Raw genomic sequence first — 22,498 nt, forward strand, 5'->3', positions numbered from 1 at the left:
ATGGAACAAGCCCTCGCATTTGCCCTCGCCTTGACGCAGCAGCGCGATGAGCAGCACCTGTGTCACTGGTGGACCTCGACCCTCAACGCGAGCTTTCAGCCCAAGGGGATACTGCTCGGCATGCTGGACGTGAGCGGGCGCCAGCTCGAATGCACCGGCTGGGTCAAGGGGCAGAAGGTGGCGTTGGCGCTGGCGGTGGATGATTTCTCCCACCCGCTCGCCTATGTGCTGCACAAGGCCCAGTCCCGCACCTGGGACTCCCTGCACGGCGGTGCCCGCATCGAGCACGCCGCGTTTCGCACCCTGCTGGCCAACCTGGGTCAGCAGTGCGGCCTGCACGCCTTTCCCCTCAATGATGGCAACGGCAAGCCGTTTGCCGTGCTGGCCATGATGGACAGCGGCGATGTGCTGCAGGAGTGGACACAGCGACCCGAACTGGCCCTGTTGTCACAGGTATTCTGCAACCAGCTCACCCTGATCCGCGATCTGGGGCGCAGTCGGCGGGATCAGGGGATGCTGCGCGACTCTCTGCGCCAGATGAAGGGAGAGGGGGAGCGGCTGCGCCAGCATGAGAAGCTGCTCGGCGATCAGCTGATCGGCCAGTCGGCGGTGATCCGCGGGCTGCGCGAGCAGATAAGCCTGGCGGGTCAGCACAAGCTGACCGTGCTCATTCAGGGGGAAACCGGCAGCGGCAAGGAGGTGGTCGCCCGGCTGGTGCACCAGTGCTCGGATCGCGCGGCCAAGCCGTTTGTGGCCATCAACTGCGCCGCCATTCCGGAAAACCTCATCGAGAGCGAGCTGTTCGGTTATCAGAAGGGGGCCTTCTCCGGCGCCCTTGCCAACAAGACCGGGCTGGTGGCCCAGGCCAATGGGGGCACACTGTTTCTGGACGAGGTGGGCGACATGCCCGCCGCCATGCAGGCCAAGCTGCTCAGGGTGCTCGAAACCCGCAGTTACCGACCGCTCGGAGCCGAGCAGGAGTGCCACTCCGATTTTCGCCTCATCGCCGCGACCCATCAGCCACTCACCCGCCATGTGGAGGAGGGGCAGTTCCGGGCCGATCTCTATCACCGCCTCTGCCAGTGTCTGCTGCTCATCGCCCCCCTGCGGGAGCACATGGATGATATCCCCCTGCTGTGTCAGCACTTCATGGCCCAGTTTGCCGCCCAGGATGGCAAGACCCTGGCAGGGTTGCAGCGCAGGTTCTTGAAGCAACTGCAAAGTTATGACTTCCCCGGCAACGTGCGCGAGCTGCGCAATCTGCTGGAGGTCGCCTGCGCCCATACCCGTCACGGGGAAGAGGTGGGGCTGGAGGCGCTGCCGCCGGAGCTGCGCGAGCGGGTCTGTGTCGAGTTACCCGGCTCCATGGACGACTACAACCACATCCGGGATCTGCGCCGGGCCATGCAGCAGTACGAGGCCTCGGTCATCGAGGCGCGCCTGCGCTACTTCCAGGGCAATCGCATGCTGGTGGCCGAGAGCCTGAATATTCCCAAGCGCACTCTGGATCACAAGTGCCAGAAACTGGAGGTGAATTGATGAGCATCCTCGGCTTGTTGCCGCTGTTGCTGGCCACCAGCGGCGCAGTGGCCCCGCTGGACATGGCGTCTTGGCAGGCGTGCCGCCGCGAGCCATCGCCGCTGATCCGGCTCGCCTGTTACGACGCCATAGGCAATGGTCTGACCCAGACGAGTGAGGGGGGGGCTACCAAGTCTGCCGCCTGGCAGGCCATCTGGGCACAGGAGCAGGCCCGCACGCCGGACAGCCCTCCTTTCCTGTTGCAGCGCGATGAAGGCCGTGACAGCGAGACGCTCACCCGTCCCGCCTTGCGCGGGGCGACCCTGGCCATAGGCTGCGTCGATAGCATCACCCATATCCGGCTGCGGCTGGACAGCCCCTGGGCAGGGGAGAAGGTGCTGGTCGAGCTGGATGGTCAGCCGAGTGCCGGCTCCCAGAGCTGGTTTATCCGGGATCAGGGTCTGTTGCTCGAATATGGCCGCGGCCTGCCCGCCATCGAGGAGCTCAAGCGCTGGATTGGCCATCGCGAGCTGCAGGTTCGGGCCGACAACGGTACTCAGGCTCGGGCCGCGAACGGCGTCATGCTGCGGGTCGACTTGAGCGGGCTGAAAGAGGCGCTGGCGCCGCTGCGCCAGCAGTGTCGCTGGTAGGGGGCGCCATGAGCTATCAACACCCCTGGTGCGCCCGGCTGCTCACCAGCTTGCCGGATGAACAGACGAGAGGCGCCGTGCTGGCCGACGAGCCGCGCTGGGATTATGTGGAGACCGAGCTGGTCAAGCTGGGATCCCTCGCCCACAGCCAGGTCGATCTCAACGCGGTGGCCGAGGCGTGCCTCGGCCTGCTGGAGAGCCGCACCAAGGACATGCGGGTGCTGGCCCAGCTGCTGCGCTGTCTGCAACATCCGGCCAAGGCAACCCCTCTGGGGGCCGCGCTCAGTTTGCTGGAAGCCTGGATCCAGGCTTATTGGCTGCTGGCCTGGCCCGGCAATACCAGCCAGAAGCAGCGCTTGATGGTGCAGATCGTCAAGCGCTTCGAGGGGGCCCTGCCGCGGGTGAGTGAAAGTGCCTCGGCGGCCGAGCTGGTCCAACTGCTGGCCCAGGCCGAGCAGCTTGAGGCTTGCTGGCGGGCCCAGTGCCCGGACAAGGGCGAGCTGCTTGAGCCCTTGTTGATGGGGCTGAAGCGGGCCCAGCGCCAGCAGGTGGCGCAAGCCCAGGCCGATGCCAAACCAGAGAGCGGCGCGCCCGTGGCCACGGCGGCCAGCATGGCGGGATCCATGCTGCTCAGTGGCAGCGCCAAGGGATCTGGCATCGAGATCGACAGCTCCAATGACAGGGCCTGGCGACAGACCCAGCTCAAGGTGGCGGAGCTCTTGATCGAGCGCCAGCCGGAGGCGGCGGTGGGCTATCGCCTGCGCCGTCACGCCATCTGGGCCGGCATCACCACTCCGCCCATGAGTGCCCAGGGCCATAAAACCCAGTTGGCCCCCATGTCGACAGACATGGTGGATGAGTACCGTACCGCCCTGACCACGCTGGAGCGGGCCGCGCCGGATCTGGCGCTCTGGCAGCGCATCGAACAGAGCCTGACCCTGGCACCCTACTGGTTCGAGGGGCATAGGCTCTCGGCCGAGGTGGCACAGAAGCTGGGATTTGGCGCCGTGGCCCAGGCCATAGCGCAGGAACTCGACGGCTTCTTGCAGCGGCTGCCGGCCTTGCGGGATCTCACCTTCAGCGATGGCAGCCCGTTTCTGCCTCCCGAGTGCAGCCGCTGGTTGCAGCCAGCCAAGCTGGGGAGTGGGGGCGACGGGGAGTCCAGCCTGGCCGAAGAGGTGGCCTTGCGTCATGGGGAGCAGGGGGTGGCCGCGGCCCTCACCCTGCTGGATGAAAGGATGACGCAGTTGAAAGAGCCAAGAGCCCGCTTCCATGCCCAGTTGGTGCAGGCGGAGCTGTTGGCGCAGGAAGGCATGGAGGCGCTTGCGCGCCAGCACTATCAACACTTGTGGCAAGAGGCGAGTCGCCTGGGGTTGTCGCTCTGGGAGCCCGGGCTGGTCAGTCGCCTGGAAAGCCAGGCGGCTCCGTTGTCGAAATAAGTGCCGAAATGAGTCATTGAGTCGGAGTTGGATCACATTTTATGTTCAAAACCATCTTTACCTTTCTGCGGCAACAGCTGCCGAAACTGAAACCCTCCTGGCCCCTGCTCTGTGTGGTGCTCTGGGTCGTCGCCCTCATCCTGGTGTGGTGGCTGGGGCCCAGTATCGAGATCCGTGGCGCCAAGCCGTTCGAGCCGCTGTGGGGGCGGGTGGTATTCACCCTGCTCTGGCTCTGGCTGATGCTGGGAGTCCTCTCCTGGCGCGTCTGGCGCAAGATGCAGCAACTCAAGGCCGAGCGTCAGCACGAGGTGGTGCTGGAGCAGGATCCGGTCAAGGGGCTCATCGACAAGCAGGCGCTGTTCCTGGATCGCTGGCTGCAAGCGTTGAACACTCATCTGGGCAAGGGGGCACTCTACGCCATGCCCTGGTATCTGGTGCTGGGGCTGCCCGGCAGCGGCAAGAGCAGCCTTATTCACCGCGCCAACCCGGCCAACAAGCTCAACCCCAGGCTCGACACCGAACTGCGGGACGTGGCGCAGGATCAGCTTGTCGACTGCTGGCTGGGGGAGCAGGCGGTGATGCTGGATCCTGCCGGCGAGCTCTTGTCCCAATCCGAACCCGAGCTGGATCCGCAGGCGCGCAAGCATGAGCGGCTCTGGCTGCACCTGCTGAACTGGCTCAACGAACACCGTCGCCGCCAGCCTCTCAACGGCCTGGTGCTGACCGTGGATCTGGCCTGGCTCTCCCATGCCAGCGTGGCCGAGCGCAAGGCCTATGCCCAGCTGATGCGCTCCCGCCTGCAGGAGGTGTCGGCCACCATGAACACCCGGCTGCCGCTCTATGTCACCTTCACCAAGCTCGACTTGCTGCGCGGCTTTGACGTGGTGTATGAGCAGCTCGACAAGGAGGCTCGCGAGGCCGTGCTGGGGGTGACCTTCAACCCGGGCGACAGCCAGGGCAAATCCTGGCAGCAGGAGCTGGCCCTGTTCTGGGATCAGTGGGTGGACAACCTCAACCAGAACCTGCCCGAGCTGATGCTGGCCCGGCTCGATGCCGCCCAGCGCAATGCGCTGTTCTCGTTCGTGCGTCAACTGGCGGGGTTGAAGGATTACGTGACCAGCCTGCTCGACGAGACCCTGGCCATTGAGGAGAGCAAGCCGCTGTTGGTACGTGGCGTTTACATCAGCTCCGTCTATCAGCAGGGGGTGCCGTTCGATGCGTTTGCCCAGGCGGCGTCTCGTCGCTACAACCTGCCAGAGCCCATTTACTCGGCCCTGCGCGGGGAGTCCAACACCTATTTCGTGCGCAAGCTTTTCTCCACCATCATCTTCCCCGAGGCCCATCTGGCCGGGGAGAACCGGTTGCATACCCTCTATCGCCGTCGCCGCATGGCCATCGGTCTGAGCTGCCTGTCGCTCTTCTCGGCGGCCCTCATCGGCGGCTGGCACTACTTCTACCGGGTCAACGAGGAGGCGGGTCGCAACGTATTGACCAAGGCCCAGGCCTTCATGGAGACCAACGAGGTGGCCGATGCCCACGCCTTCGGGGTGAGCCAGCTGCCGCGCCTGAACCTCATCCGCGAGGCGACCCTCTCCTTTGGCAACTACCGTGAACGCACCCCGCTGGTGGCCGATCTGGGCCTCTATCAGGGGGACGAGATTGGCCCTTATGTGGAAGGCTCCTATCTGCAACTGCTGAGCCTGCGCTTCCTGCCGGCCCAGATGCAGGGGCTGCTGGCAGATCTCGAGCGGGCACCGGCCGGCAGTGAGGAGAAGCTCTCCATACTGCGGGTGATGCGGATGCTGGACGATGCGTCGGGTCGCAACAAGGAGCTGGTGGCGCAGTACATGGCTAGCCGCTGGCAGCAGGCCTTCCCGGGGCAGGGCGCTGTGCAGGAGCAACTGATGGGGCACCTGGATTACGCCCTCGACCACACCGACTGGCATGGTGCCCGGGCCGCCCGGGATCCGGCCGCCATCACCGCCTTCATACCGTTCAAGGAGCCTGTCTACGGCGCCCAGCGCGAGCTTGGCAAGCTGCCCATGTATCAGCGGGTGTATCAAAACCTGGTAGTGAAGGCGAACGACGTGCTGCCGCCGGATCTCAACGTGCGCGACGAGGTGGGTCCCACCTTCGACACAGTGTTTGCCCTGCGCAGCGACAACGCAGGTCAGGTGCCGCGGTTGCTGACCTGGCCCGGTTTCAACGACTTCTTCCTCAAGCAGGACAAGGCGCTGATCGATCTCACCGCCATGGATGCCTGGGTGCTGGGCCAGCGCAAGCTGAGCCAGCTGAGCGAGGCCGATCGCAAGGAGATCGCCCGTCAGGTCAACGATCGCTATGTCACCGACTACGTCAACCAGTGGCAAAAACTGCTGACCAACCTGGACGTGCAGACCCTGGAGAGCCCGGAGCAGGCGCTCGACGTGCTCTCTGCCATCACGGGCAACGATCAGCCGTTCCAGCGGGTGCTGGCCTCTTTGGATGACAACACCCGCATTCGCAAGATCTCCGATGTGGAAGGGGACCCGGCCCAGGCCATCACGGCCCGCATCGGGCGTCCCTTTATGGCCACTAATGGAGCATTGGCTGGCCGTGGTGAGCAGGGGCCGCTCATTCAGGAGGTCAACCAGAAACTGGTGGAGTTGCAGCACTATCTGGAGCTCATTGTCAACGCCACCGAGCCTGGCCAGTCGGCCCTCAAGGCGGTACAGCTGCGTCTGACCAACAAGTACGCAGATCCCGTGTTTGCCCTGCAGCAATATGCCCGCAGCCTGCCCGCTCCGCTGGATCGCTGGGTAGGTCAGCTCTCCGAGCAGAGCTCGCGGCTGGTGATCGACTTGGCCATGTCCTCCCTCAATCAGGAGTGGCAGGACAAGGTGCTGGCGCCCTTCAACAGCCAGCTGGCCGGTCGCTATCCGTTTGACCCGGGCTCAGCCAAGGACGTGCCGCTCTCCGAGATGGAGCGCTTCTTTGCACCGGGCGGCACCCTGGACAGCTTCTATCAGGTCAACCTCAAACCCATGGTGGAGAGCGGCCTGATGGAGGGAGAGTTCAGCTCGCCCATGCAGGCCGAGCTGGTCAAGCAGCTGGACAGAGCCGCCCGCATCCGCCAGATCTTCTTCAGCCAGCAGGGCAACCTGGAGGTGCAGTTCGCCCTCGAGCCCATCGAGCTCACCGCCAACAAGCGGCGCAGCGTGCTGAACCTGGATGGCCAGTTGCTGGAGTACGCCCATGGCCGCCGTACCAAGATCCCGCTGGTGTGGCCCAACACCATGCGTGACGGGGCCGAGAGCAAGATCACCCTGGTGCCGGCCGCCCGCGAGCGCTCGCCGCGCAGCGAAGGCTTCGTCGGCCCCTGGGCCATGTTCCGCCTGATGGACAAGGGGGAGCTGACCCAGGTCAATGAGGCCACCTTCGATGTGCGCTTCCCGGTGGATCAGGGGTCCATGACCTATCGCGTCTATACCGACAGCGCGCAGAACCCCTTCACCGGCGGCCTGTTCAGCCAGTTCAGATTGCCTGAATCCCTCTATTGATCATGTCGGGGGGACCCTGTGCCCCCCGCATTTTGGAAGCCGATATGTCACAGAATCAACAAGGTCAGCAGGCGCTGAAAGTGGGGCGCGACCCCAGGATGCTGCCGGAATACGAGGCTCTGCGGGCCGAAATCAACAAGCTCAGCCACGCCTCCCGCCCCGAGGTGGACTGGCGCAAGATCCATCAGCTTGCCAGCCTTATCTTCGAAAAGCACGGGGTGGATCTGCAGACCGCCATCTACTTCACCCTGGCGCGCTCTCGCTTGCAGGGACTGAGCGGCTTCACCGAAGGCTGCGAGTTTCTCGCCAACCTGATCGTGACCCAGTGGGAGAGTTTCTGGCCGCCGGTGCATCAGGAGCGGGCCCGCATCGAGATGCTGGACTGGTTCATCGCCCGCATCAGCGATGTCATTCGCCAGTACCAGATCAGCCACGAAGACAAGCGGCTGATCTATCGCTGCGAGCGGGCGCTGCAACTCATCAGCGAGAAGCTGCACAACGCGGGCTTAAGCCGCATTCCCCGGGTCGAGAATCTGGTGCACTTCATCGAGGGCTACACCCATCTGTTCGATGAGACCGAGATCGTCATCGTCTCCGATGAGCCCGGCCTCAAGGACGATCTGCAGATCCCGCCCATGGTGTTCTTCAAATCCGACATGGAGAGCGATCACGGCGCCTCTGCCGGGGCGGTGACCCCGCACCTGCCTCAGGGCAGCATTCTGGTGGGGCGCGAGAAGGGGCAGATGAAGCCGACCGTGCTCAAGATTGAACAGCACCGCAAGCAGCGGCCCGCCTGGTTCTGGTTTGGCTGCGGTCTGCTCAGCTGCGCCCTGCCGGTGATGGGCTGGCTTGGCTGGCAACATCAGCAGCAGGAGAAAACCGTGGCGGCCCAGCGTCTGGTACAGCCAGCCACCGAGCTGCCGCGAGCACTCAGTTATGACGATATTCGCCAGGCACGCATAGTGCTGGGGGAGCAGACCCTGCAGAGCATGGAGAGCGATCTGGTGGCCCGTTATCAGAGCCAGCTTGCCCGGCTGGAGCAGACGTCACCGCTCTACTGGTATCGCTACGGCGAGGGACTGCGCAACTCGTTGCAGATGCTCTATCCCGACTCGCTGGCGGTCAAGTCGCTCGACAAGCAGTGGCAGAGCGCGCTGGTCGGCCAGCAGGGGGACGCCATCAGCGTGCCCACTTACCTGGATGCCCGCGCCGGGGTGGATGCCCTGCTCGATCAGCTGCTGGAGCTGGAGCGCCAACGCAAGACGGTGACCATCTCCTACCTCAAATCCCAGCTCTACGAGGTGCAGAAGAACCTGATGCAGAACATCCCGTTCAGCCTGCGCCTCGGCGAGTTGGAGGCGAGAAAAGCCTCCCAGGAGCCCATCACGGCTGCCGAATTGAAGAGTCTGGAAAATGACCTGAAAGCGCTCAATATCCGGCTCTACCAGTTGCAACAGGGCGCTGCCGGCAGTTGATCATGCTGCATCGAGCAATGAGTTGCGCAAGCGGCAGCAAATTTGACTGGCAGAGCAAGGTTTGCCGTGTCGCTTGCCCTGTCTTGCGCAATTCGTTGCAGAAACGCAGCCCAACTGTGTGAGTCATCATCGCAATTCACTGATTTTAAACGTGATTAATGGTCGCTTAGTCATGGCATGGAGGCTGCTGGGTTGCTACCCCTGCTGTATCTGCGTCCCGGCTCATGATGGTGAGCCTGCGCCATGGCGGGAGCCCCAACGGTGGCTCCCTTGCCCACACGGAGAATTCATATGTGCCCTTCTATTGCATTGCTCGGTGACATAGGCACCGACCACGATGGGTTCCACCCATCCCCCGTGATTGCCGCGAGCCCCGATGTGTTCCTCGATGGCAAGCCGGTGGCCCGGCAGGGCGATCCGCTGGCCCCTCACGTCAAACCCAACAATCCTCCCCATCCGCGCAGCATCTCGGGGGGCGTTGGCTCCGTCCTGGTCAACGGCAAGCCTATCGCAGTGACCGGCACCGCCATAGGTTGCGGTGGCGTTGTTATTGGCTCGGGCAGCGGACAGGCAGGATAAGGAACAGCGTTATGGCAGACAGCACAGGATTACAATTTACCGTCAAGGTGGGGGCACTGCCCGAGAGCACCTTCGTGGTGGCCGAGTTTGCGTTGGAAGAGGCGCTGAACGGGCCTTTCCAGCTGCGCTTGGAATTGGCGAGCCCAGAGCCCGACGTCGACTTCGGTGCCGTGCTGGACCAGCCGTGCGAGCTGCTGGTGTGGTACAACGGCGAGCTGCAGCGGCGGGTGTGCGGGGTCGTGAGTGATTTTGCGCAAGGGGACAGCGGCTTTCGCCGCACCCGCTACCAGCTGCGGGTGCAGCCGGCGCTGTGGCGGCTCTCGCTTCGCCAGAATTCGCGCATCTTCCAGGCACAAAAGCCCGATGAAATCCTCTCCATCCTGCTGCAAGAGCACGGCATCACAGACTACGCCTTCGCCTTGAAAAACGAGCATGCCCAGCGGGAATACTGCGTGCAGTACCGGGAGACCGACCTCGATTTCGTCAACCGGCTCGCCGCCGAAGAGGGGCTGTTCTATTTCCATGAATTCGACGCGGGCAAACACCGCATCGTGTTTGCCGACGATGCGGCGGCCTTGACCGCCGGCCCCGCGCTCTTCTTCAACCTCGGTAACCGTTCGCTGGAGCAGGGAGCCTATGTGCGCCAGTTCCACTACCGCGAGGCGGTGCGCCCCAGCGATGTGGAGCTCAAAGACTACAGTTTCAAGACCCCGGCCTATGGCCTCTCGCACAAGAAGGTGGGAGCTGAGCTGGAACACCAGCGGGGCACCTACCAGCACTTCGATTTCCCAGGCCGCTACAAGCAGGACGGCAGCGGCAAGGCGTTTGCCCAGCACAGGCTCGATGCCCTTCGCAATGATGCCGTGGCCGGCAGTGGCAAGTCCAACAGCGCTGCCCTGCTGCCGGGTCAGTATTTTTCGCTGACCGAGCACCCGAACGGGACACTCAATACCGACTGGCAAATCGTACGCATCAGCCACACCGGCTTGCAGCCCCAGGCGCTGGAGGAAGAAGGCGGCAGCGGCCCGACCGTCTACCACAACGAATTTGATGTGGTCAAAGCCAGTACCAGCTGGCGGGCGCGCATAGGCAGCCCACAGGCCCCCCACAAGCCCATGGTGGATGGCCCGCAAATCGCCGTGGTGGTCGGCCCCGAGGGGGAGGAGATTTACTGCGACGAACACGGCCGGGTCAAACTGCAGTTCCCGTGGGACAGATACGGCTCGAGTAACGACCAGAGCTCCTGCTGGGTACGGGTAAGCCAGGGCTGGGCCGGCGGCCAATACGGCATGATGGCCATCCCGCGCATCGGCCATGAAGTTATCGTCTCCTTTCTGGAAGGGGACCCGGACCAGCCCATCGTCACTGGCCGCACCTTCCATGCCACCAACCGGCCACCGTACGAGCTGCCGGCCAATAAGACCCGTACCGTGCTGCGCACCGAAACCCATCAGGGTGAGGGCTTCAACGAGCTGCGCTTTGAAGACCAGGCCGGGCAGGAAGAGATTTATATCCACGGCCAGAAAGACCTGAACGTACTCATCGAAAATGATGCGGCCTGGCATATCAAACACGACCAGCACAGCGACATCGACAACGAGCGGGTGACCCGCATCAAGGCCAACGACCACCTGACGGTGGAAGGGGAGAAGCGCGACCAGATCAGGGCCGATTATTCCCTTACCGTCGATGCATCCATACACCAGAAGCTGGGGCAGTCCCTGCTGGTGGAAGCCGGTCAGGAGGTGCATATCAAGGTGGGCGACAAGCTGGTACTGGAGGCGGGTTCAGAAATCACCCTCAAGGGGGGGGGCAGCTTTGTGAAAGTTGACCCGAGTGGCATCAAGCTGGTGGGTCCCGCCATCAAGCTCAACGCCGGCGGTAGCGCAGGTTCAGGCTCCGGCTGGGCGGGTCAGGCCCCCGTTGTGCCCAAGGGGGTAGAAGTGGTCAAGGCTCCCGAACTGGTCGAACTCATCAAGGCCATTCCCACCGAGAAGGCGATGGAGGCACTCTTGAAAGAGCAAGATCCTGGACAGGTCTTCTTTGTGCCATCCCGCTAAGGGCAACAGTGTTGTGCGATCACGAGTGAAAAGAAGAAGATGAAAATCCTATATCCAATGCAAGTGGGAGGCGGTGACGCTCCCAAAGAAGTTGCTTCACTTGAAGAATTTATCGGCAAGCTCAATGGTGAGCCGGGTGGCACCTTCCTGCTCGGCGGCAATCGTATCTGGCATGGCGGAATTCATTTAAGCGACAAGGGAGGCTGGCATCCGCAAGGTACAGTGCGAGCTATTGCTAATGGAGAGATAGTGGCCTACCGCATCGCGTCCGATCCCGTTGCCGTGAAGCTGGAGCCGGAAGAGGGGAAGCCGGGTGAGGCAATCACCTTGCGTACCTCTCCTTCATTCTGCTTGGTCCGGCATCGTTATAAGGCCACAGAAGAAGTTTCCGGACAGCAGCCAAAACGAAATGCTCTAACCTTTTATTGCCTCTATATGCATATAGCCTGCAAGAACGCTTATCAGGGTGATCCTGAACGTCATGTTCTGACTGGGAGCGGTGTCGCTATATACAAGGCCACAGCGAATCTGCAATTTCAAAAAGAGGACCGGTTGGGTACGGCCCGCAAGGGGGCCGAAGTTACCTTGATTGGGGCACCATCAGAGCGGATGAATCTGAATAATGAGCCTTATTCTTATCAGCTAGTCAGCTATGCGACCCCAAAGAACGATGATCCGTCAGAGTTTTATGTAGCTTCACAATTTATCAAGGAAGAACGCAAGATTGAGCCCGGCTGGATGATGGCCAAGCAAGATATTCCTTGTCTCTATCCTGTCAGTCGCAACAGCTATCTGCGTAAAAGTAAAGATCAGGGTGAAGCTGTGACTGCAGGATTGCCAAAAACGAGCAAAGTAGCACGAACCACAGCTCAGCCAGTCGTATTTTCCAATATGAAGGAGTATCTCGAGATTGAGGTCTGGGAGGTTGCCCAAGGCAAGCTGACCGATGGTAAAGGGAAGGTTGTGCCCAATGCTTCGAAAGGTGATCGTTATTGGGTTGCCAAAGAGATGCTGGGTCAACCCAGCGATGCCATTCGGCATACTCCCATTATTTACGACAAAGTGGAGTTGCGACATACCAATCCCATTCCGGTCACGGCAGGCGAGGTTGTCGGCCATTGGGGGGAGCATGAGACACCGAAACCGACAGCCAATGGTTTTGTTCTCAATGAAGATCGTAAAGCAGTACATATGGAGATATTTGTTGCAGAGAGTGACAAGGAGGCTCTTGGTAAATGCATTAGCAATGAAGGAAAATTGGCCAAGGGACAAGAGTATTTGCTGCTCAAAGAGGGGGAGCAAGCAGATACTTATACGTTGACCAATGAGAGTAATAAAATCGGTTACAGCAAGGTGGGAGACTTTGGTCCGTTGGATGCTCCCAAACCGATAAATACTCAGGATATTGTGACCCATGGTGCCGACAAATTTGTGAAGGTGGCCGAAGATCAGCATGTGCTTATCAGTGGTGATACCCGATTGGTGAGCCAGCATGAGTGGGCCAGACTGGGTGTGACATTGGTTGATGGCGGCTCGGATCCCGACGGATTCCTGGACAAGGCTGATACTGACGGCAAGGAGGGGGGAGAGTTTTTCAGCTCCCTTTACGAAGAGCTGGTGACAGATCGGGATGGCGATGGCAGTATCAGTGCCGATGAAATTAAGACGGCGATGGCTGAAAAAATGGTCGCAGACAAAGTGCGAAAGCTGTTTATCAAGCACGAAAGTGAATGGGTAAAGCGCGATACGTGGCCAAGGCTCGAGCAAGAGCTGAAAAACATGCCCAACCTGTACAAATACGTACTGGAAGTGACCAATGAAATGGCCTGGATAGAAGAAACTGCTGCTGTGGTAGGTGATACAAAACCTTGGTTTATTCATCCGACTGGGATGATGGGGCTTATTGAAGATAAACATACTGGTTGTGCATGTAATCGCGATTTAACATTAGATGAACTTAAGTCGCTTAAACCAGCAAGAGGTATTTCAGATGAACGATTACAGTCTTATCTTGATACATTTAATAAATCATTTTGCGACTATTCAGTAACTACTTGCGTGGGGAAAGCACACTTTTTAGCACAAGTTTTTCATGAAAGTGGCAACCTTTATTATACCAAAGAGATCGGGGGGAATACAAAATCCTATAGTCCTTGGTATGGTCGAGGTCTTATACAAGTCACATTTAGAGATAATTATCAAGCATATGGTGATTATGTAGGTGAGGACTTTATCAGCTCAGATGAGTGCAGAGAAAAACTTAGTGTTGCTCCTCATGCGGTAAAATCAGCATATTGGTATATATATGTTGGTCGCCCTGCATGTCAAAAGGCGTTTGAAAAAGATGACCTGTTGCATAGTAGTTTCTTGGTGAATGGTGGTTTGACTCACTATATAGATAGACAGCTTAAAATCAACTTGGCCATTGGAAGTTTTGCGAATCCAAACGAATTTGTCAAAAATATAAATGGAGAGTATGAATTTGAAAGTAGTGAAATTTATAATATTAGAAAGGGAGCGTTGGCGTGGGGGCTGTGGAATGATGAAGGATCTGGTAAGGGTGGTGCGAATAATAGTTCTCAAAAAGCTCTGGCAGGATATAGACGCTTTTTGACCCTGCTAGATACTCAACCATTTACTCAGCAGGAGATGGGTAAAAAGTGGTATGGACGGCTTTGTCGAGATTGGCGAGGTTTTGTTGAGCAGCGTATTATAACTCTAGAGTAACTTAAATGAATAAATATTTGGTCTTGGTTTTTATTCTGTTGTCTTCTGTCTGCCGTGCTGAAGATGTCGGCGTAGACTATCGATGCTTTGTTAGTCCCAATGGTAAAATTAAAATGAGAATGATGTGGGCCTCCACTGTAGGTTGGGTTGGAGGATATGTTCAATATGGGAAAAATAAAGATAAAATAACTATAGTCCAAGTGAATTATGAAGAAGAGACGAATGACGAAGGTCGACCATATGCTGTTAATAGTGACTGGGTTGAAATAGTTGATGGCAAGGTAAATGGACGGTATCACTTTGGTTACCAAGGTGCTAACTTTGACAATGTGTTTTATATAAATGTTAAAGGAAAGAAATTTGATTTCTCTCAGGCATTAGAAAATTATGAGGATTGTTTTTGATTACGGTGGTTGTGAAATACTGAGGCACCTCATTCATCGGGTGTACAGATCTAGTTATCACCTGACGGCGTTGTTGCCCAAATCAACCATCAAGTCATCACTTCCCCAGCCCCGGGTGACCGCTACACTCGGGGCTTTCTGACAGGTAGACCCAGGGTATTCAGTTTGTTTATGGCACCTACATACGCCATGACTTCTCCCACTTGGCCGTTGTAGTTACGCAGACAGATTTTCCCCGCCAGCAACTGCTTGAACCGATATCACCCAGTAGGTATTGATAATAGTGAGTGCAAATTCGTGAGGTTATAATGAGGAAGTATGGTTTTTTAATTTTCATTTTAAATTTAATTTCCCCCACTTTGTTTGTGAGCGCGGCTGATATTATTCAAGGGCCCTATAGGATAAGTAATGATACAGCGAGCGTTCAAATTGAGAAAAAAGATGACATAAATTGTCCATTATCTATGGTCATTTATGATAAATCATCACATTATGAGCTGGATAAAATATGTGAGAACGGCGATTACCCAAATCTTAGGAGCGTTTTTTTCTTTACTCTGAAAGGTGTGAATCATATAGGAACTATAGTTTCATGGCATAGTAAGCATCAGGCAGAAGGGATTGATGAGACAAATTTTGAAGTTAATATTTATAAAAAGAACGCTGGTGGAGAATATACTTTTGATAAAGCAAAGACTTTGGATCCAGTTTTAAGTGGCACAGAGGATGGTGCCGGTGATGGAACATATAAGTTTAACAATGCAATATCGGTAAAGAAGTATATGAAAGAAAAATATGGTTAAGAGTTTGGTAAGGTGCAATAGACATCCAGTAAAAATATGGGGTGCACACCTTGTTCATAGCTGTTTAGCTGCATGTTAAAGATCATTGATGGCAGCTGATAAGCTGGTAGTAGCATGAACAAATATAGTTACCACCTGACACCGGTCTCAAACCGGTGTCTTGTTTACGCTACTTTAGTGCGCACTTCCTTCGGTATCAATTTCAGACCCTTCTTGAACATGGTATAGGGGGTCTGCCCCTCCATCATTCTGCCCTGATGTGGCTGCTGGGTGTTGTAAAGGTAGCTGTCCAGGCCTGTCTGCATCTGCCCCACTGACTCATACCAGGTCGTCCTCCCCTTGATACGGAAGTGTTCATCGAGCAAGGTTCGATGCAGCCGCTCGATAAACCCGTTGCTCTGCGGTCTGCGCGCCAGTAGAACTCACGACCGCTGTTCGACAGGACGGTATAAACCTGTGCTTGATGAGTTTCGAAGAACGACAGTATCGTTGCATTGAGCACATGGACTGAGGTGACTGGCAGCTTGCTGGTGTAGAGCTGTCCTCAGGCGTGGCGGCTGTAGCAGTCCAGCACGGTGTGCAGATACACCTTGCCAACCCCTTGAGCTTGCTGATGAAGAAGGTGTCGACCGTCACCAGTTCCTCGATGTAGTGGATTTCTAGCTGGCGTTCTCGAAACTACGGACTGAAGTGCTCAAGCAGGTGAATTTGCTCATCGTTAAGCCCAATCGCCTATTCTCGATGGTTTATGCGAGGTGTAACAAGCGGTTGAGTTTAGAGAGCAAATGCACGCCACAGAAATCGCCAGCACCAACGCTGATGCCTTTTAGGGTGAGTACCTGTGAGCCCCGCAGCGGGCATTTTTGCAGGCAACCGTCAGCACACAAGGAGGGGGTTTATTTCTACTGGATTTAAATAGGGTGTTTTTGAAAGGGGGAAATGGGGTGGCTGATGGGGCTCGAACCCACGACAACCGGAATCACAATCCGGGACTCTACCAACTGAGCTACAGCCACCACTGAAAATTTCCATTAATACCATCCATCCCGGGGAGGGAGGATTCATTAATGGTGCGCCCTGCAGGATTCGAACCTGCGACCCACGGCTTAGAAGGCCGTTGCTCTATCCGACTGAGCTAAGGGCGCTCTGTATCGATCAGCCAAGGTGGCTCATCGATGAACTTGGTCGGTGATAAAGGATTCGAACCTTTGACCCTCTGGTCCCAAACCAGATGCGCTACCGGGCTGCGCTAATCACCGAAAATTTCGTGTCCAGCATACCGATAGCGGCGGTACTGGGCAACGGGCGGGCATCATACCCAAGCGGGAAAGGCAGCGTCAACGTATTTTTCCGCTAGTAAATTCAAGTGCCTACTTATTGCCCGCCCAGCGAGCGCTGCTAACACCCGCGCCAAAAAAATGCGACAATGCGCGGCAGTTGAACACATGGTGAGTGAAGAACGATGTCTGCCAAAATCATTGATGGAAAACAGGTTGCGCAAACGATTCGCAATCAGGTCGCAGCGCAAGTCCAACAGCGGTTGGCACAAGGGAAACGGGCGCCAGGTCTGGCGGTGATCCTGGTCGGAGTGGATCCGGCATCTCAGGTCTATGTCGGCAGCAAGCGCCGCGCCTGTGAAGAGGTGGGGTTTATCTCCCGCTCTTACGATCTGAGCGCGACGGCGAGCCAGCAAGAGCTGCTGGCTCTGATCGATCGGCTCAATGATGATGCGGACGTAGACGGCATTCTGGTGCAACTGCCGCTGCCGGCCCATTGTGATACGACTCAGGTGTTGGAGCGTATCCGTCCCGACAAGGATGTGGATGGCTTCCACCCGTACAACGTGGGCCGTCTGGCGCAACGTATTCCGGCGCTGCGCCCCTGTACGCCCAAGGGCATCATGACGCTGATTGAGGCTACGGGTGTCAAGACACACGGCCTGCATGCGGTAGTGGTCGGGGCATCCAATATTGTGGGGCGCCCGATGACGCTGGAGCTGCTGCTGGCCGGTTGTACCACGACCACTTGTCACCGCTTCACTCAGGATCTGGAAGATCAGGTGCGTCGCGCCGACTTGCTGGTCGTGGCCGTGGGCAAGCCGAACTTCATTCCGGGGGAGTGGATCAAGCCGGGGGCCCTGGTGATCGACGTGGGCATCAATCGTCTGGCCGACGGTTCTCTGGTGGGGGATGTGGAGTTCGAGACGGCGCGTAATCACGCCTCCTTCATCACACCGGTTCCGGGGGGGGTTGGTCCCATGACGGTGGCTAGCCTGATGGAAAACACTCTGAGTGCCTGCCAGGACTACCACGACCAAGCCCTGTGATGGTCGATGAAGCCCACGTCTGACGGGCTTCACGCTCGCAATCGCGCAGCGCAATAAAAAACCCGGCGACCTTGCGGTTAGCCGGGTTTTTTATTTATCCAGTTCGACTCTTACATGTTCTGTGCTTCGTTTGGCACGATGACAGAGGCGTGATTTCCTTTCGGCCCCTGCTGCAGTTCGAAGTTGACTGCCTGACCTGCTTTCAAGGTCTTGTAACCTTCCATTTGTATCGTGGAGTAGTGGGCGAAGATATCTTCACCACCCCCTTCCGGACAGATAAACCCAAATCCTTTTGCGTTGTTAAACCACTTGACTGTTCCGGTTGCCATACATCTACATCCTTTTATTGATTACCCTGAAGTCGTTGAGTAACCTGCGCCAGCCCTTTATAACTAGTAGCATAAGCCCATAGCAGACGGGCGCCGATTAGCAAGTAACCAATCTAGTCTAACTTTTGAGCGAGTCAAGGAGTTGTTAACAACTGATGTGATCTGGTTAACAAGTCTATTGACAATCTTGTGTTAGACGGTAGTAATCTAGAGGTACCGAAGCGCGATTATGAGCAAGCAGAAAGAACTCTTTGCTAATGAAGAGATTGCACAAGCAGAGAAAACGAAGCTGCAACCGCCACCCATGTACAAGGTCGTCCTGAACAACGACGACTACACACCGATGGAGTTTGTGGTGGAGGTGCTGCAAAAGTTCTTTGGCATGGATTTGGACAAGGCCACCCAGGTGATGCTGAGTGTGCATTATAGTGGTAAGGGAGTCTGTGGCACGTTCACCGCCGAGATTGCCGAAACCAAAGTGGTCCAGGTCAACACCTATTCACGTAACAACGAACATCCACTGCTGTGTACCATGGAAAAGGCTTGAATCTGATGACTTGATGGCGATGACGACACCACATTGTTGCTGTACTGAGGGGAGGTGCCTATGTTGAATAAAGATCTAGAAAAGACGCTGAACGAGGCTTTCAAACTGGCCCGTGACGAGCGCCACGAATTCATGACCGTCGAGCACCTGTTGTTAGCCCTGTTGGATAACAGCTCAGCCCATGAGGCGCTGAGTTCATGTGGTGCTGATGTGGAACTGATGCGCAAAGAGATTAGCGCATTCATCAGTCAAACAACCCCGCTGATTCCCCGCGATGATGAAGACAGAGAAACCCAACCCACGCTTGGTTTCCAACGGGTGCTGCAGCGTGCCGTGTTCCATGTCCAGTCTTCTGGCAATACCGAAGTCAGCGGCGCCAACGTGTTGGTCGCCATCTTCAGCGAGCAGGAGTCCCAGGCTGCTTATTTCCTGAAGAAAGCCGAGATCAGCCGGCTGGATGTGGTCAATTTCCTCTCCCACGGGGTGCGTAAAGACAGCAAGCCGGATAACAGCGGTAACAACGCCGAGTCTGATGACGATGTCTCTGCCGCCCAGATTGAGAGCTTTGCGACCAACCTGAACCAGCTGGTGCTGGAGGGGCGTATCGACCCGCTCATCGGCCGCGATCAGGAGCTGAGCCGCACCATCCAGGTACTGTGCCGTCGCCGCAAGAACAACCCGCTGTTGGTGGGTGAGGCTGGCGTAGGCAAGACCGCCATCGCTGAGGGGCTGGCCTATCGCATCGTCAAGGGGGATGTGCCCGAGGTGATTGCCGGCAGCACCATCTATTCACTCGACATGGGCTCCCTGCTGGCGGGCACCAAATACCGTGGTGACTTTGAGAAGCGCCTCAAGGTGTTGCTCAAACAGATTGAGCGCCAGGAAGGTGCCATTCTGTTCATCGACGAGATCCACACCATCATAGGGGCCGGGGCCGCCTCAGGTGGCCAGCTTGATGCGGCCAACCTCATCAAGCCGTTGCTCTCCAATGGCTTGCTGCGCTGTGTCGGGTCGACGACTTACCAGGAATATTCCCAGATCTTCGAGAAAGACCGCGCGCTGGCCCGTCGCTTCCAGAAGATCGATATCGTAGAGCCGAGTGTGGATGACACCACTCGCATCCTGATGGGGCTCAAGAGTCGTTACGAATCGCACCATGGCGTGCGTTACACCGTCAAGGCGATCCGGGCTGCGGTCGAGCTGTCGGCCAAGTACATCAATGACCGTCATCTGCCTGACAAGGCCATCGACGTGATCGACGAGGCGGGGGCAGGGCAGCGTCTGCTGCCGGTGAGCAAGCGCAAGAAAGTGATCAATGTGCCGGAAATCGAAGCCATAGTCGCCAAGATAGCCCGCATCCCGGAGAAGTCAGTCTCTTCCTCCGACAAGGAAGTGCTGAAGAACCTGGAGCGCAACCTCAAGATGGTGGTGTTTGGCCAGGACAAGGCAATCTCTGTGCTGACCGACTCCATCCGCCTGTCACGCTCGGGTCTTGGCAATGAGCGGCGTCCTGTGGGTTGCTTCCTGTTTGCCGGTCCGACCGGGGTGGGCAAGACAGAGGTCACCCAGCAGCTTGGCAAGGCGCTCGGGGTGGAAGTACTGCGTTTCGACATGTCCGAGTACATGGAGCGACACACAGTCTCACGTCTGATTGGCGCGCCTCCCGGTTATGTCGGTTTTGAACAGGGTGGTTTGTTGACCGACTCGGTGCTCAAGCATCCGCACTCAGTGGTGCTGCTGGACGAGATCGAGAAGGCGCACCCGGATGTGTTCAACCTGCTGCTGCAGGTGATGGACAACGGGACCCTGACGGATAACAACGGGCGCAAGGCAGATTTTCGCAATGTGATCTTGGTGATGACCACCAACGCCGGCGTGCAGGAGACCCAGCGCAAGTCCATCGGCTTCCAGCAACAGGACATGAGCCACGATGCCATGGCGGTGATCAACAAGACGTTCAGCCCGGAATTCCGCAACCGGCTCGATCACACCATCTGGTTCAACCATCTGGACATGACGGTGATCCATCAGGTGGTCGACAAGTTCATTGTCGAGTTGCAGGTACAACTGGATGCCAAGGGAGTGTCTCTTGAAGTGTCCGAGGGTGTCCGCCACTGGTTGGCCGAGAAGGGATATGACAGGGCCATGGGAGCCAGACCCATGGGACGGGTCATCCAGGAACACCTCAAGAAACCCTTGGCCAATGAGATCCTGTTCGGATCACTGGTTGATGGGGGGGTAGTGAAGGTTGAGTTGGTAAATGACAGCCTCAGCTTTGATTTTCAGGTCAATATTGAAGCTGTCTCCCACTAGGCACCATAGTTAGAAAGCGACAAAAAACCCCAACCGAGAGGTTGGGGTTTTTTGCTGAATTCCTGGCTTAGCGAGAGCGGAAAACAATACGTCCCTTGGAGAGATCGTACGGAGTCAGAGCTACCGTTACTTTGTCCCCAGTCAGGATACGGATGTAGTTTTTGCGCATCTTGCCGGAAATATGAGCGATAACCACGTGACCATTTTCCAGTTCCACACGGAACATGGTATTGGGCAGGGTTTCGAGAATGGTGCCCTGCATCTCAATACTGTCTTCTTTAGCCATTGAATCCTCTTGATAAGCCACAACAAAAATCCGCTGGATCATGCCGGATTTAAGGCTATGTGTAAAGTTTACTCGGGCTTGGTGTCGATATTTTTCCATTCCCCCTGGATCAGGCGCTCGTGGGGCAGGTATTGGCGCTTGTAATTCATCTTGCGACACTCCTCCACCAGATAGCCGAGATACAACCAGGTACGACCCGTACGTCTGGCCAGTTCCAACTGACTCAGGATGGCGAAGGTGCCGAGGGAGCGATCGGCATGGGCCGGATCGAAGAAGGTATACATGGCACTCATGCTGTGGGGCAGCAGATCCGTGGTGGCGACCCCGATCAAGCGGTTGTCCTTGCGCATCTCCAGATAGAGGGGCGGCATCCAGTCACAGTGCAAAAAGCCCTTGTACTGGGTTCGGCTGGGGGGATACATGCTGCCATCATGGTGGCGCTGGCGAATGTAGCGCTCGTAGAGCTGATAATATTCGGGTTTGTCGTCGTAGCTGAGCACCAGTTCCAGGTCCTGATTCAACTGGCGGATCCGCTTCTGGCTGCGGCTCGGCACGAAACGCTCGCTGTGGATGCGCAGGGACTGGCAGGCACTGCAGGCGGGGCAGTGAGGTCGATAGATGTCGTTGCCGCTGCGCCGAAATCCCGCCGTCAGCAGCCGCTCATAGCCGCTGGCATTGAGCAGGTTGTGGTCCATCAATACCAGCAGTTGCTCCTGCTCATGGCCCAGATAGCTGCATTGATGCTTGGGGGTCAGCCCTACCTTGAGGATCACTTCTTCTGTCATAGGCTGATGCTCCCCGGTTGCCAGCAGTTTTCCGCCAATGGCTGTCGGCTCAGTTGGGCCAGGGCCATCAAGAAGGTGGCCCTCGGCCATTCCTGGATCCCCATGGTGGCCAGGAAGTCATTTTGCATCTGGCAGTCTATCAGCGCGCCACCGTGGCGGGCGAAGTGCTGGCAGAGTGCCATCATGGCCAGCTTGGCGCCGTTGTCGATGCGACTGAACATGGACTCGCCACAGAAGAGGCGGCCGAGGGAGAGACCATAGAGACCGGCTTGCAGTTGGCCATCCTGCCAGATCTCGACTGAGTGGGCATGGCCAAGGCGGTGAAGTTGTCGATAGGCGTCGATCATGGGCGTGCTTATCCAGGTTCCACTGGCACTGCGACGGGGGGCGGCGCAGGCCGCTATTACCTCATTAAAGGCGCGATTGATGGAAATATCGAATGAGGTACGGCGGATAAATTTGCGCAGGCTGCGATTGACGTGCAACTGTTCCGGAATGATGACCCCTCTGGGATCCGGTGACCACCACAGCAGCGGCTGGTGGGGTTCATTCCACGGGAAGATCCCCTTGTGGTAAGCTGCCAGCAATCGGTCAGGGGAGAGATCCCCCCCGATCGCCAGCAGGCCGTTGGGTTCTTCCAGGGCGTGCTCGGGGTCGGGAAACCAGCACTGCTCATCATCCAATTGGGTAAGATAGCGAGACATAAGGCGAAGAGGTT

General features: G+C 57.4%; 17 protein-coding genes, 3 tRNA genes and 2 pseudogenes. 13 read left to right on the forward strand and 9 right to left on the reverse strand.

The window, feature by feature from the left end:
* The 9 genes from CK910_RS15065 to CK910_RS23815 all read left to right on the forward strand — a co-directional run bounded on the left by CK910_RS15065 (window position 1) and on the right by CK910_RS23815 (window position 14,391).
* Window positions 1-1,539 carry a sigma-54 interaction domain-containing protein gene (locus tag CK910_RS15065; protein ID WP_098983856.1) on the forward strand — a complete coding sequence of 513 codons (1,539 nt, stop codon included), beginning with the start codon at window positions 1-3 and terminating at the stop codon, window positions 1,537-1,539.
* The gene (gene vasI, locus CK910_RS15070; RefSeq protein WP_098983857.1) at window positions 1,539-2,168 is read left to right on the forward strand and encodes a type VI secretion system-associated protein VasI; all 630 of its coding nucleotides are present in this window, start codon (window positions 1,539-1,541) and stop codon (window positions 2,166-2,168) included. The genes CK910_RS15065 and vasI overlap by 1 nt, the downstream gene beginning before the upstream one ends.
* Before the next feature lie 8 nt (window positions 2,169-2,176).
* On the forward strand, window positions 2,177-3,607 hold the full coding sequence (tssA, locus tag CK910_RS15075; protein WP_098985112.1) for a type VI secretion system protein TssA: 1,431 nt from the start codon (window positions 2,177-2,179) through the stop codon (window positions 3,605-3,607).
* A gap of 41 nt (window positions 3,608-3,648) precedes the next feature.
* Window positions 3,649-7,146, forward strand: coding sequence for a type VI secretion system membrane subunit TssM (tssM, locus tag CK910_RS15080; protein ID WP_098983858.1), 3,498 nt, complete (start codon window positions 3,649-3,651; stop codon window positions 7,144-7,146).
* A 44-nt stretch (window positions 7,147-7,190) separates the two neighbouring features.
* Entirely contained in the window at window positions 7,191-8,621 is a 1,431-nt protein-coding gene (locus CK910_RS15085) for a VasL domain-containing protein (RefSeq protein ID WP_098983859.1), read from the forward strand.
* Window positions 8,622-8,912: 291 nt separating this feature from the next.
* Complete coding sequence (locus tag CK910_RS15090; protein ID WP_042869831.1) at window positions 8,913-9,200, forward strand: type VI secretion system PAAR protein; 288 nt, start codon at window positions 8,913-8,915, stop codon at window positions 9,198-9,200.
* Between the two features lie 11 nt (window positions 9,201-9,211).
* Entirely contained in the window at window positions 9,212-11,260 is a 2,049-nt protein-coding gene (tssI, locus tag CK910_RS15095) for a type VI secretion system Vgr family protein (RefSeq protein WP_098983860.1), read from the forward strand.
* Between the two features lie 39 nt (window positions 11,261-11,299).
* Window positions 11,300-13,987, forward strand: coding sequence for a glycoside hydrolase family 19 protein (locus CK910_RS23810; protein WP_157774634.1), 2,688 nt, complete (start codon window positions 11,300-11,302; stop codon window positions 13,985-13,987).
* A gap of 5 nt (window positions 13,988-13,992) precedes the next feature.
* Window positions 13,993-14,391: a hypothetical protein gene (locus CK910_RS23815; protein WP_156995020.1), complete on the forward strand. Its 399-nt coding sequence runs from the start codon at window positions 13,993-13,995 to the stop codon at window positions 14,389-14,391.
* Between the two features lie 122 nt (window positions 14,392-14,513).
* Here CK910_RS23815 and CK910_RS15105 read toward each other — a convergent pair.
* Window positions 14,514-14,651 (reverse strand): annotated as a pseudogene (locus tag CK910_RS15105) (IS5/IS1182 family transposase); the annotation flags it as partial.
* 27 nt (window positions 14,652-14,678) lie between these two features.
* On the opposite strand from CK910_RS15105, the gene CK910_RS23820 reads away from it, so the two are divergent.
* Window positions 14,679-15,194: a hypothetical protein gene (locus CK910_RS23820; RefSeq protein WP_157774635.1), complete on the forward strand. Its 516-nt coding sequence runs from the start codon at window positions 14,679-14,681 to the stop codon at window positions 15,192-15,194.
* A gap of 164 nt (window positions 15,195-15,358) precedes the next feature.
* On the opposite strand, the pseudogene CK910_RS15110 reads toward CK910_RS23820, so the two are convergent.
* The 4 genes and pseudogenes from CK910_RS15110 to CK910_RS15125 form a co-directional block, all read right to left on the reverse strand.
* A pseudogene (locus tag CK910_RS15110) lies at window positions 15,359-16,051 on the reverse strand (integrase core domain-containing protein); the annotation flags it as partial.
* Window positions 16,052-16,134: 83 nt separating this feature from the next.
* Window positions 16,135-16,210, reverse strand: a tRNA-His gene (locus tag CK910_RS15115).
* 52 nt (window positions 16,211-16,262) lie between these two features.
* Window positions 16,263-16,339, reverse strand: a tRNA-Arg gene (locus CK910_RS15120).
* Between the two features lie 37 nt (window positions 16,340-16,376).
* Window positions 16,377-16,453 (reverse strand) — tRNA-Pro (locus tag CK910_RS15125).
* A gap of 203 nt (window positions 16,454-16,656) precedes the next feature.
* On the opposite strand from CK910_RS15125, the gene folD reads away from it, so the two are divergent.
* Complete coding sequence (gene folD / locus CK910_RS15130) at window positions 16,657-17,520, forward strand: bifunctional methylenetetrahydrofolate dehydrogenase/methenyltetrahydrofolate cyclohydrolase FolD (protein ID WP_098983861.1); 864 nt, start codon at window positions 16,657-16,659, stop codon at window positions 17,518-17,520.
* 110 nt (window positions 17,521-17,630) lie between these two features.
* On the opposite strand, the gene cspD is transcribed toward folD, so the two are convergent.
* A complete protein-coding gene (gene cspD / locus CK910_RS15135; RefSeq protein ID WP_005300025.1) occupies window positions 17,631-17,849 on the reverse strand; it encodes a cold shock-like protein CspD in 219 nt (72 codons plus the stop codon).
* A 229-nt stretch (window positions 17,850-18,078) separates the two neighbouring features.
* Here cspD and clpS point away from each other — a divergent pair, with 229 nt between their 5' ends.
* Window positions 18,079-18,396: an ATP-dependent Clp protease adapter ClpS gene (clpS, locus tag CK910_RS15140; protein ID WP_005310725.1), complete on the forward strand. Its 318-nt coding sequence runs from the start codon at window positions 18,079-18,081 to the stop codon at window positions 18,394-18,396.
* A gap of 60 nt (window positions 18,397-18,456) precedes the next feature.
* The gene (gene clpA / locus CK910_RS15145; protein ID WP_043556842.1) at window positions 18,457-20,709 is read left to right on the forward strand and encodes an ATP-dependent Clp protease ATP-binding subunit ClpA; all 2,253 of its coding nucleotides are present in this window, start codon (window positions 18,457-18,459) and stop codon (window positions 20,707-20,709) included.
* Between the two features lie 67 nt (window positions 20,710-20,776).
* On the opposite strand, the gene infA is transcribed toward clpA, so the two are convergent.
* The 3 genes from infA to aat all read right to left on the reverse strand — a co-directional run bounded on the left by infA (window position 20,777) and on the right by aat (window position 22,484).
* Window positions 20,777-20,995: a translation initiation factor IF-1 gene (infA, locus tag CK910_RS15150; RefSeq protein WP_005300033.1), complete on the reverse strand. Its 219-nt coding sequence runs from the start codon at window positions 20,993-20,995 to the stop codon at window positions 20,777-20,779.
* 68 nt (window positions 20,996-21,063) lie between these two features.
* Window positions 21,064-21,780, reverse strand: a complete 717-nt coding sequence (locus tag CK910_RS15155) for an arginyltransferase (RefSeq protein ID WP_043135946.1) — start codon at window positions 21,778-21,780, stop codon at window positions 21,064-21,066.
* Window positions 21,777-22,484, reverse strand: coding sequence for a leucyl/phenylalanyl-tRNA--protein transferase (gene aat / locus CK910_RS15160; RefSeq protein WP_098983862.1), 708 nt, complete (start codon window positions 22,482-22,484; stop codon window positions 21,777-21,779). The genes CK910_RS15155 and aat overlap by 4 nt, the downstream gene beginning before the upstream one ends.
* Between the last annotated feature and the right edge of the window lie 14 nt (window positions 22,485-22,498).

Origin of the sequence: Aeromonas sp. CA23 (genome assembly GCF_002587065.1) — a bacterium.
Taxonomy (GTDB): Bacteria; Pseudomonadota; Gammaproteobacteria; order Enterobacterales; family Aeromonadaceae; genus Aeromonas; species Aeromonas bestiarum.

Bases quoted from the DNA above. Each gene is read 5' to 3' on its own strand.
- CK910_RS15065 (WP_098983856.1), top strand. From the start codon at position 1: ATGGAACAAGCCCTCGCATTTGCCCTCGCCTTGACGCAGCAGCGCGAT.
- vasI (WP_098983857.1), top strand. From the start codon at position 1,539: ATGAGCATCCTCGGCTTGTTGCCGCTGTTGCTGGCCACCAGCGGCGCA.
- tssA (WP_098985112.1), top strand. From the start codon at position 2,177: ATGAGCTATCAACACCCCTGGTGCGCCCGGCTGCTCACCAGCTTGCCG.
- tssM (WP_098983858.1), top strand. From the start codon at position 3,649: ATGTTCAAAACCATCTTTACCTTTCTGCGGCAACAGCTGCCGAAACTG.
- CK910_RS15085 (WP_098983859.1), top strand. From the start codon at position 7,191: ATGTCACAGAATCAACAAGGTCAGCAGGCGCTGAAAGTGGGGCGCGAC.
- CK910_RS15090 (WP_042869831.1), top strand. From the start codon at position 8,913: ATGTGCCCTTCTATTGCATTGCTCGGTGACATAGGCACCGACCACGAT.
- tssI (WP_098983860.1), top strand. From the start codon at position 9,212: ATGGCAGACAGCACAGGATTACAATTTACCGTCAAGGTGGGGGCACTG.
- CK910_RS23810 (WP_157774634.1), top strand. From the start codon at position 11,300: ATGAAAATCCTATATCCAATGCAAGTGGGAGGCGGTGACGCTCCCAAA.
- CK910_RS23815 (WP_156995020.1), top strand. From the start codon at position 13,993: ATGAATAAATATTTGGTCTTGGTTTTTATTCTGTTGTCTTCTGTCTGC.
- folD (WP_098983861.1), top strand. From the start codon at position 16,657: ATGTCTGCCAAAATCATTGATGGAAAACAGGTTGCGCAAACGATTCGC.
- cspD (WP_005300025.1), bottom strand. From the start codon at position 17,849: ATGGCAACCGGAACAGTCAAGTGGTTTAACAACGCAAAAGGATTTGGG.
- clpS (WP_005310725.1), top strand. From the start codon at position 18,079: ATGAGCAAGCAGAAAGAACTCTTTGCTAATGAAGAGATTGCACAAGCA.
- clpA (WP_043556842.1), top strand. From the start codon at position 18,457: ATGTTGAATAAAGATCTAGAAAAGACGCTGAACGAGGCTTTCAAACTG.
- infA (WP_005300033.1), bottom strand. From the start codon at position 20,995: ATGGCTAAAGAAGACAGTATTGAGATGCAGGGCACCATTCTCGAAACC.
- CK910_RS15155 (WP_043135946.1), bottom strand. From the start codon at position 21,780: ATGACAGAAGAAGTGATCCTCAAGGTAGGGCTGACCCCCAAGCATCAA.
- aat (WP_098983862.1), bottom strand. From the start codon at position 22,484: ATGTCTCGCTATCTTACCCAATTGGATGATGAGCAGTGCTGGTTTCCC.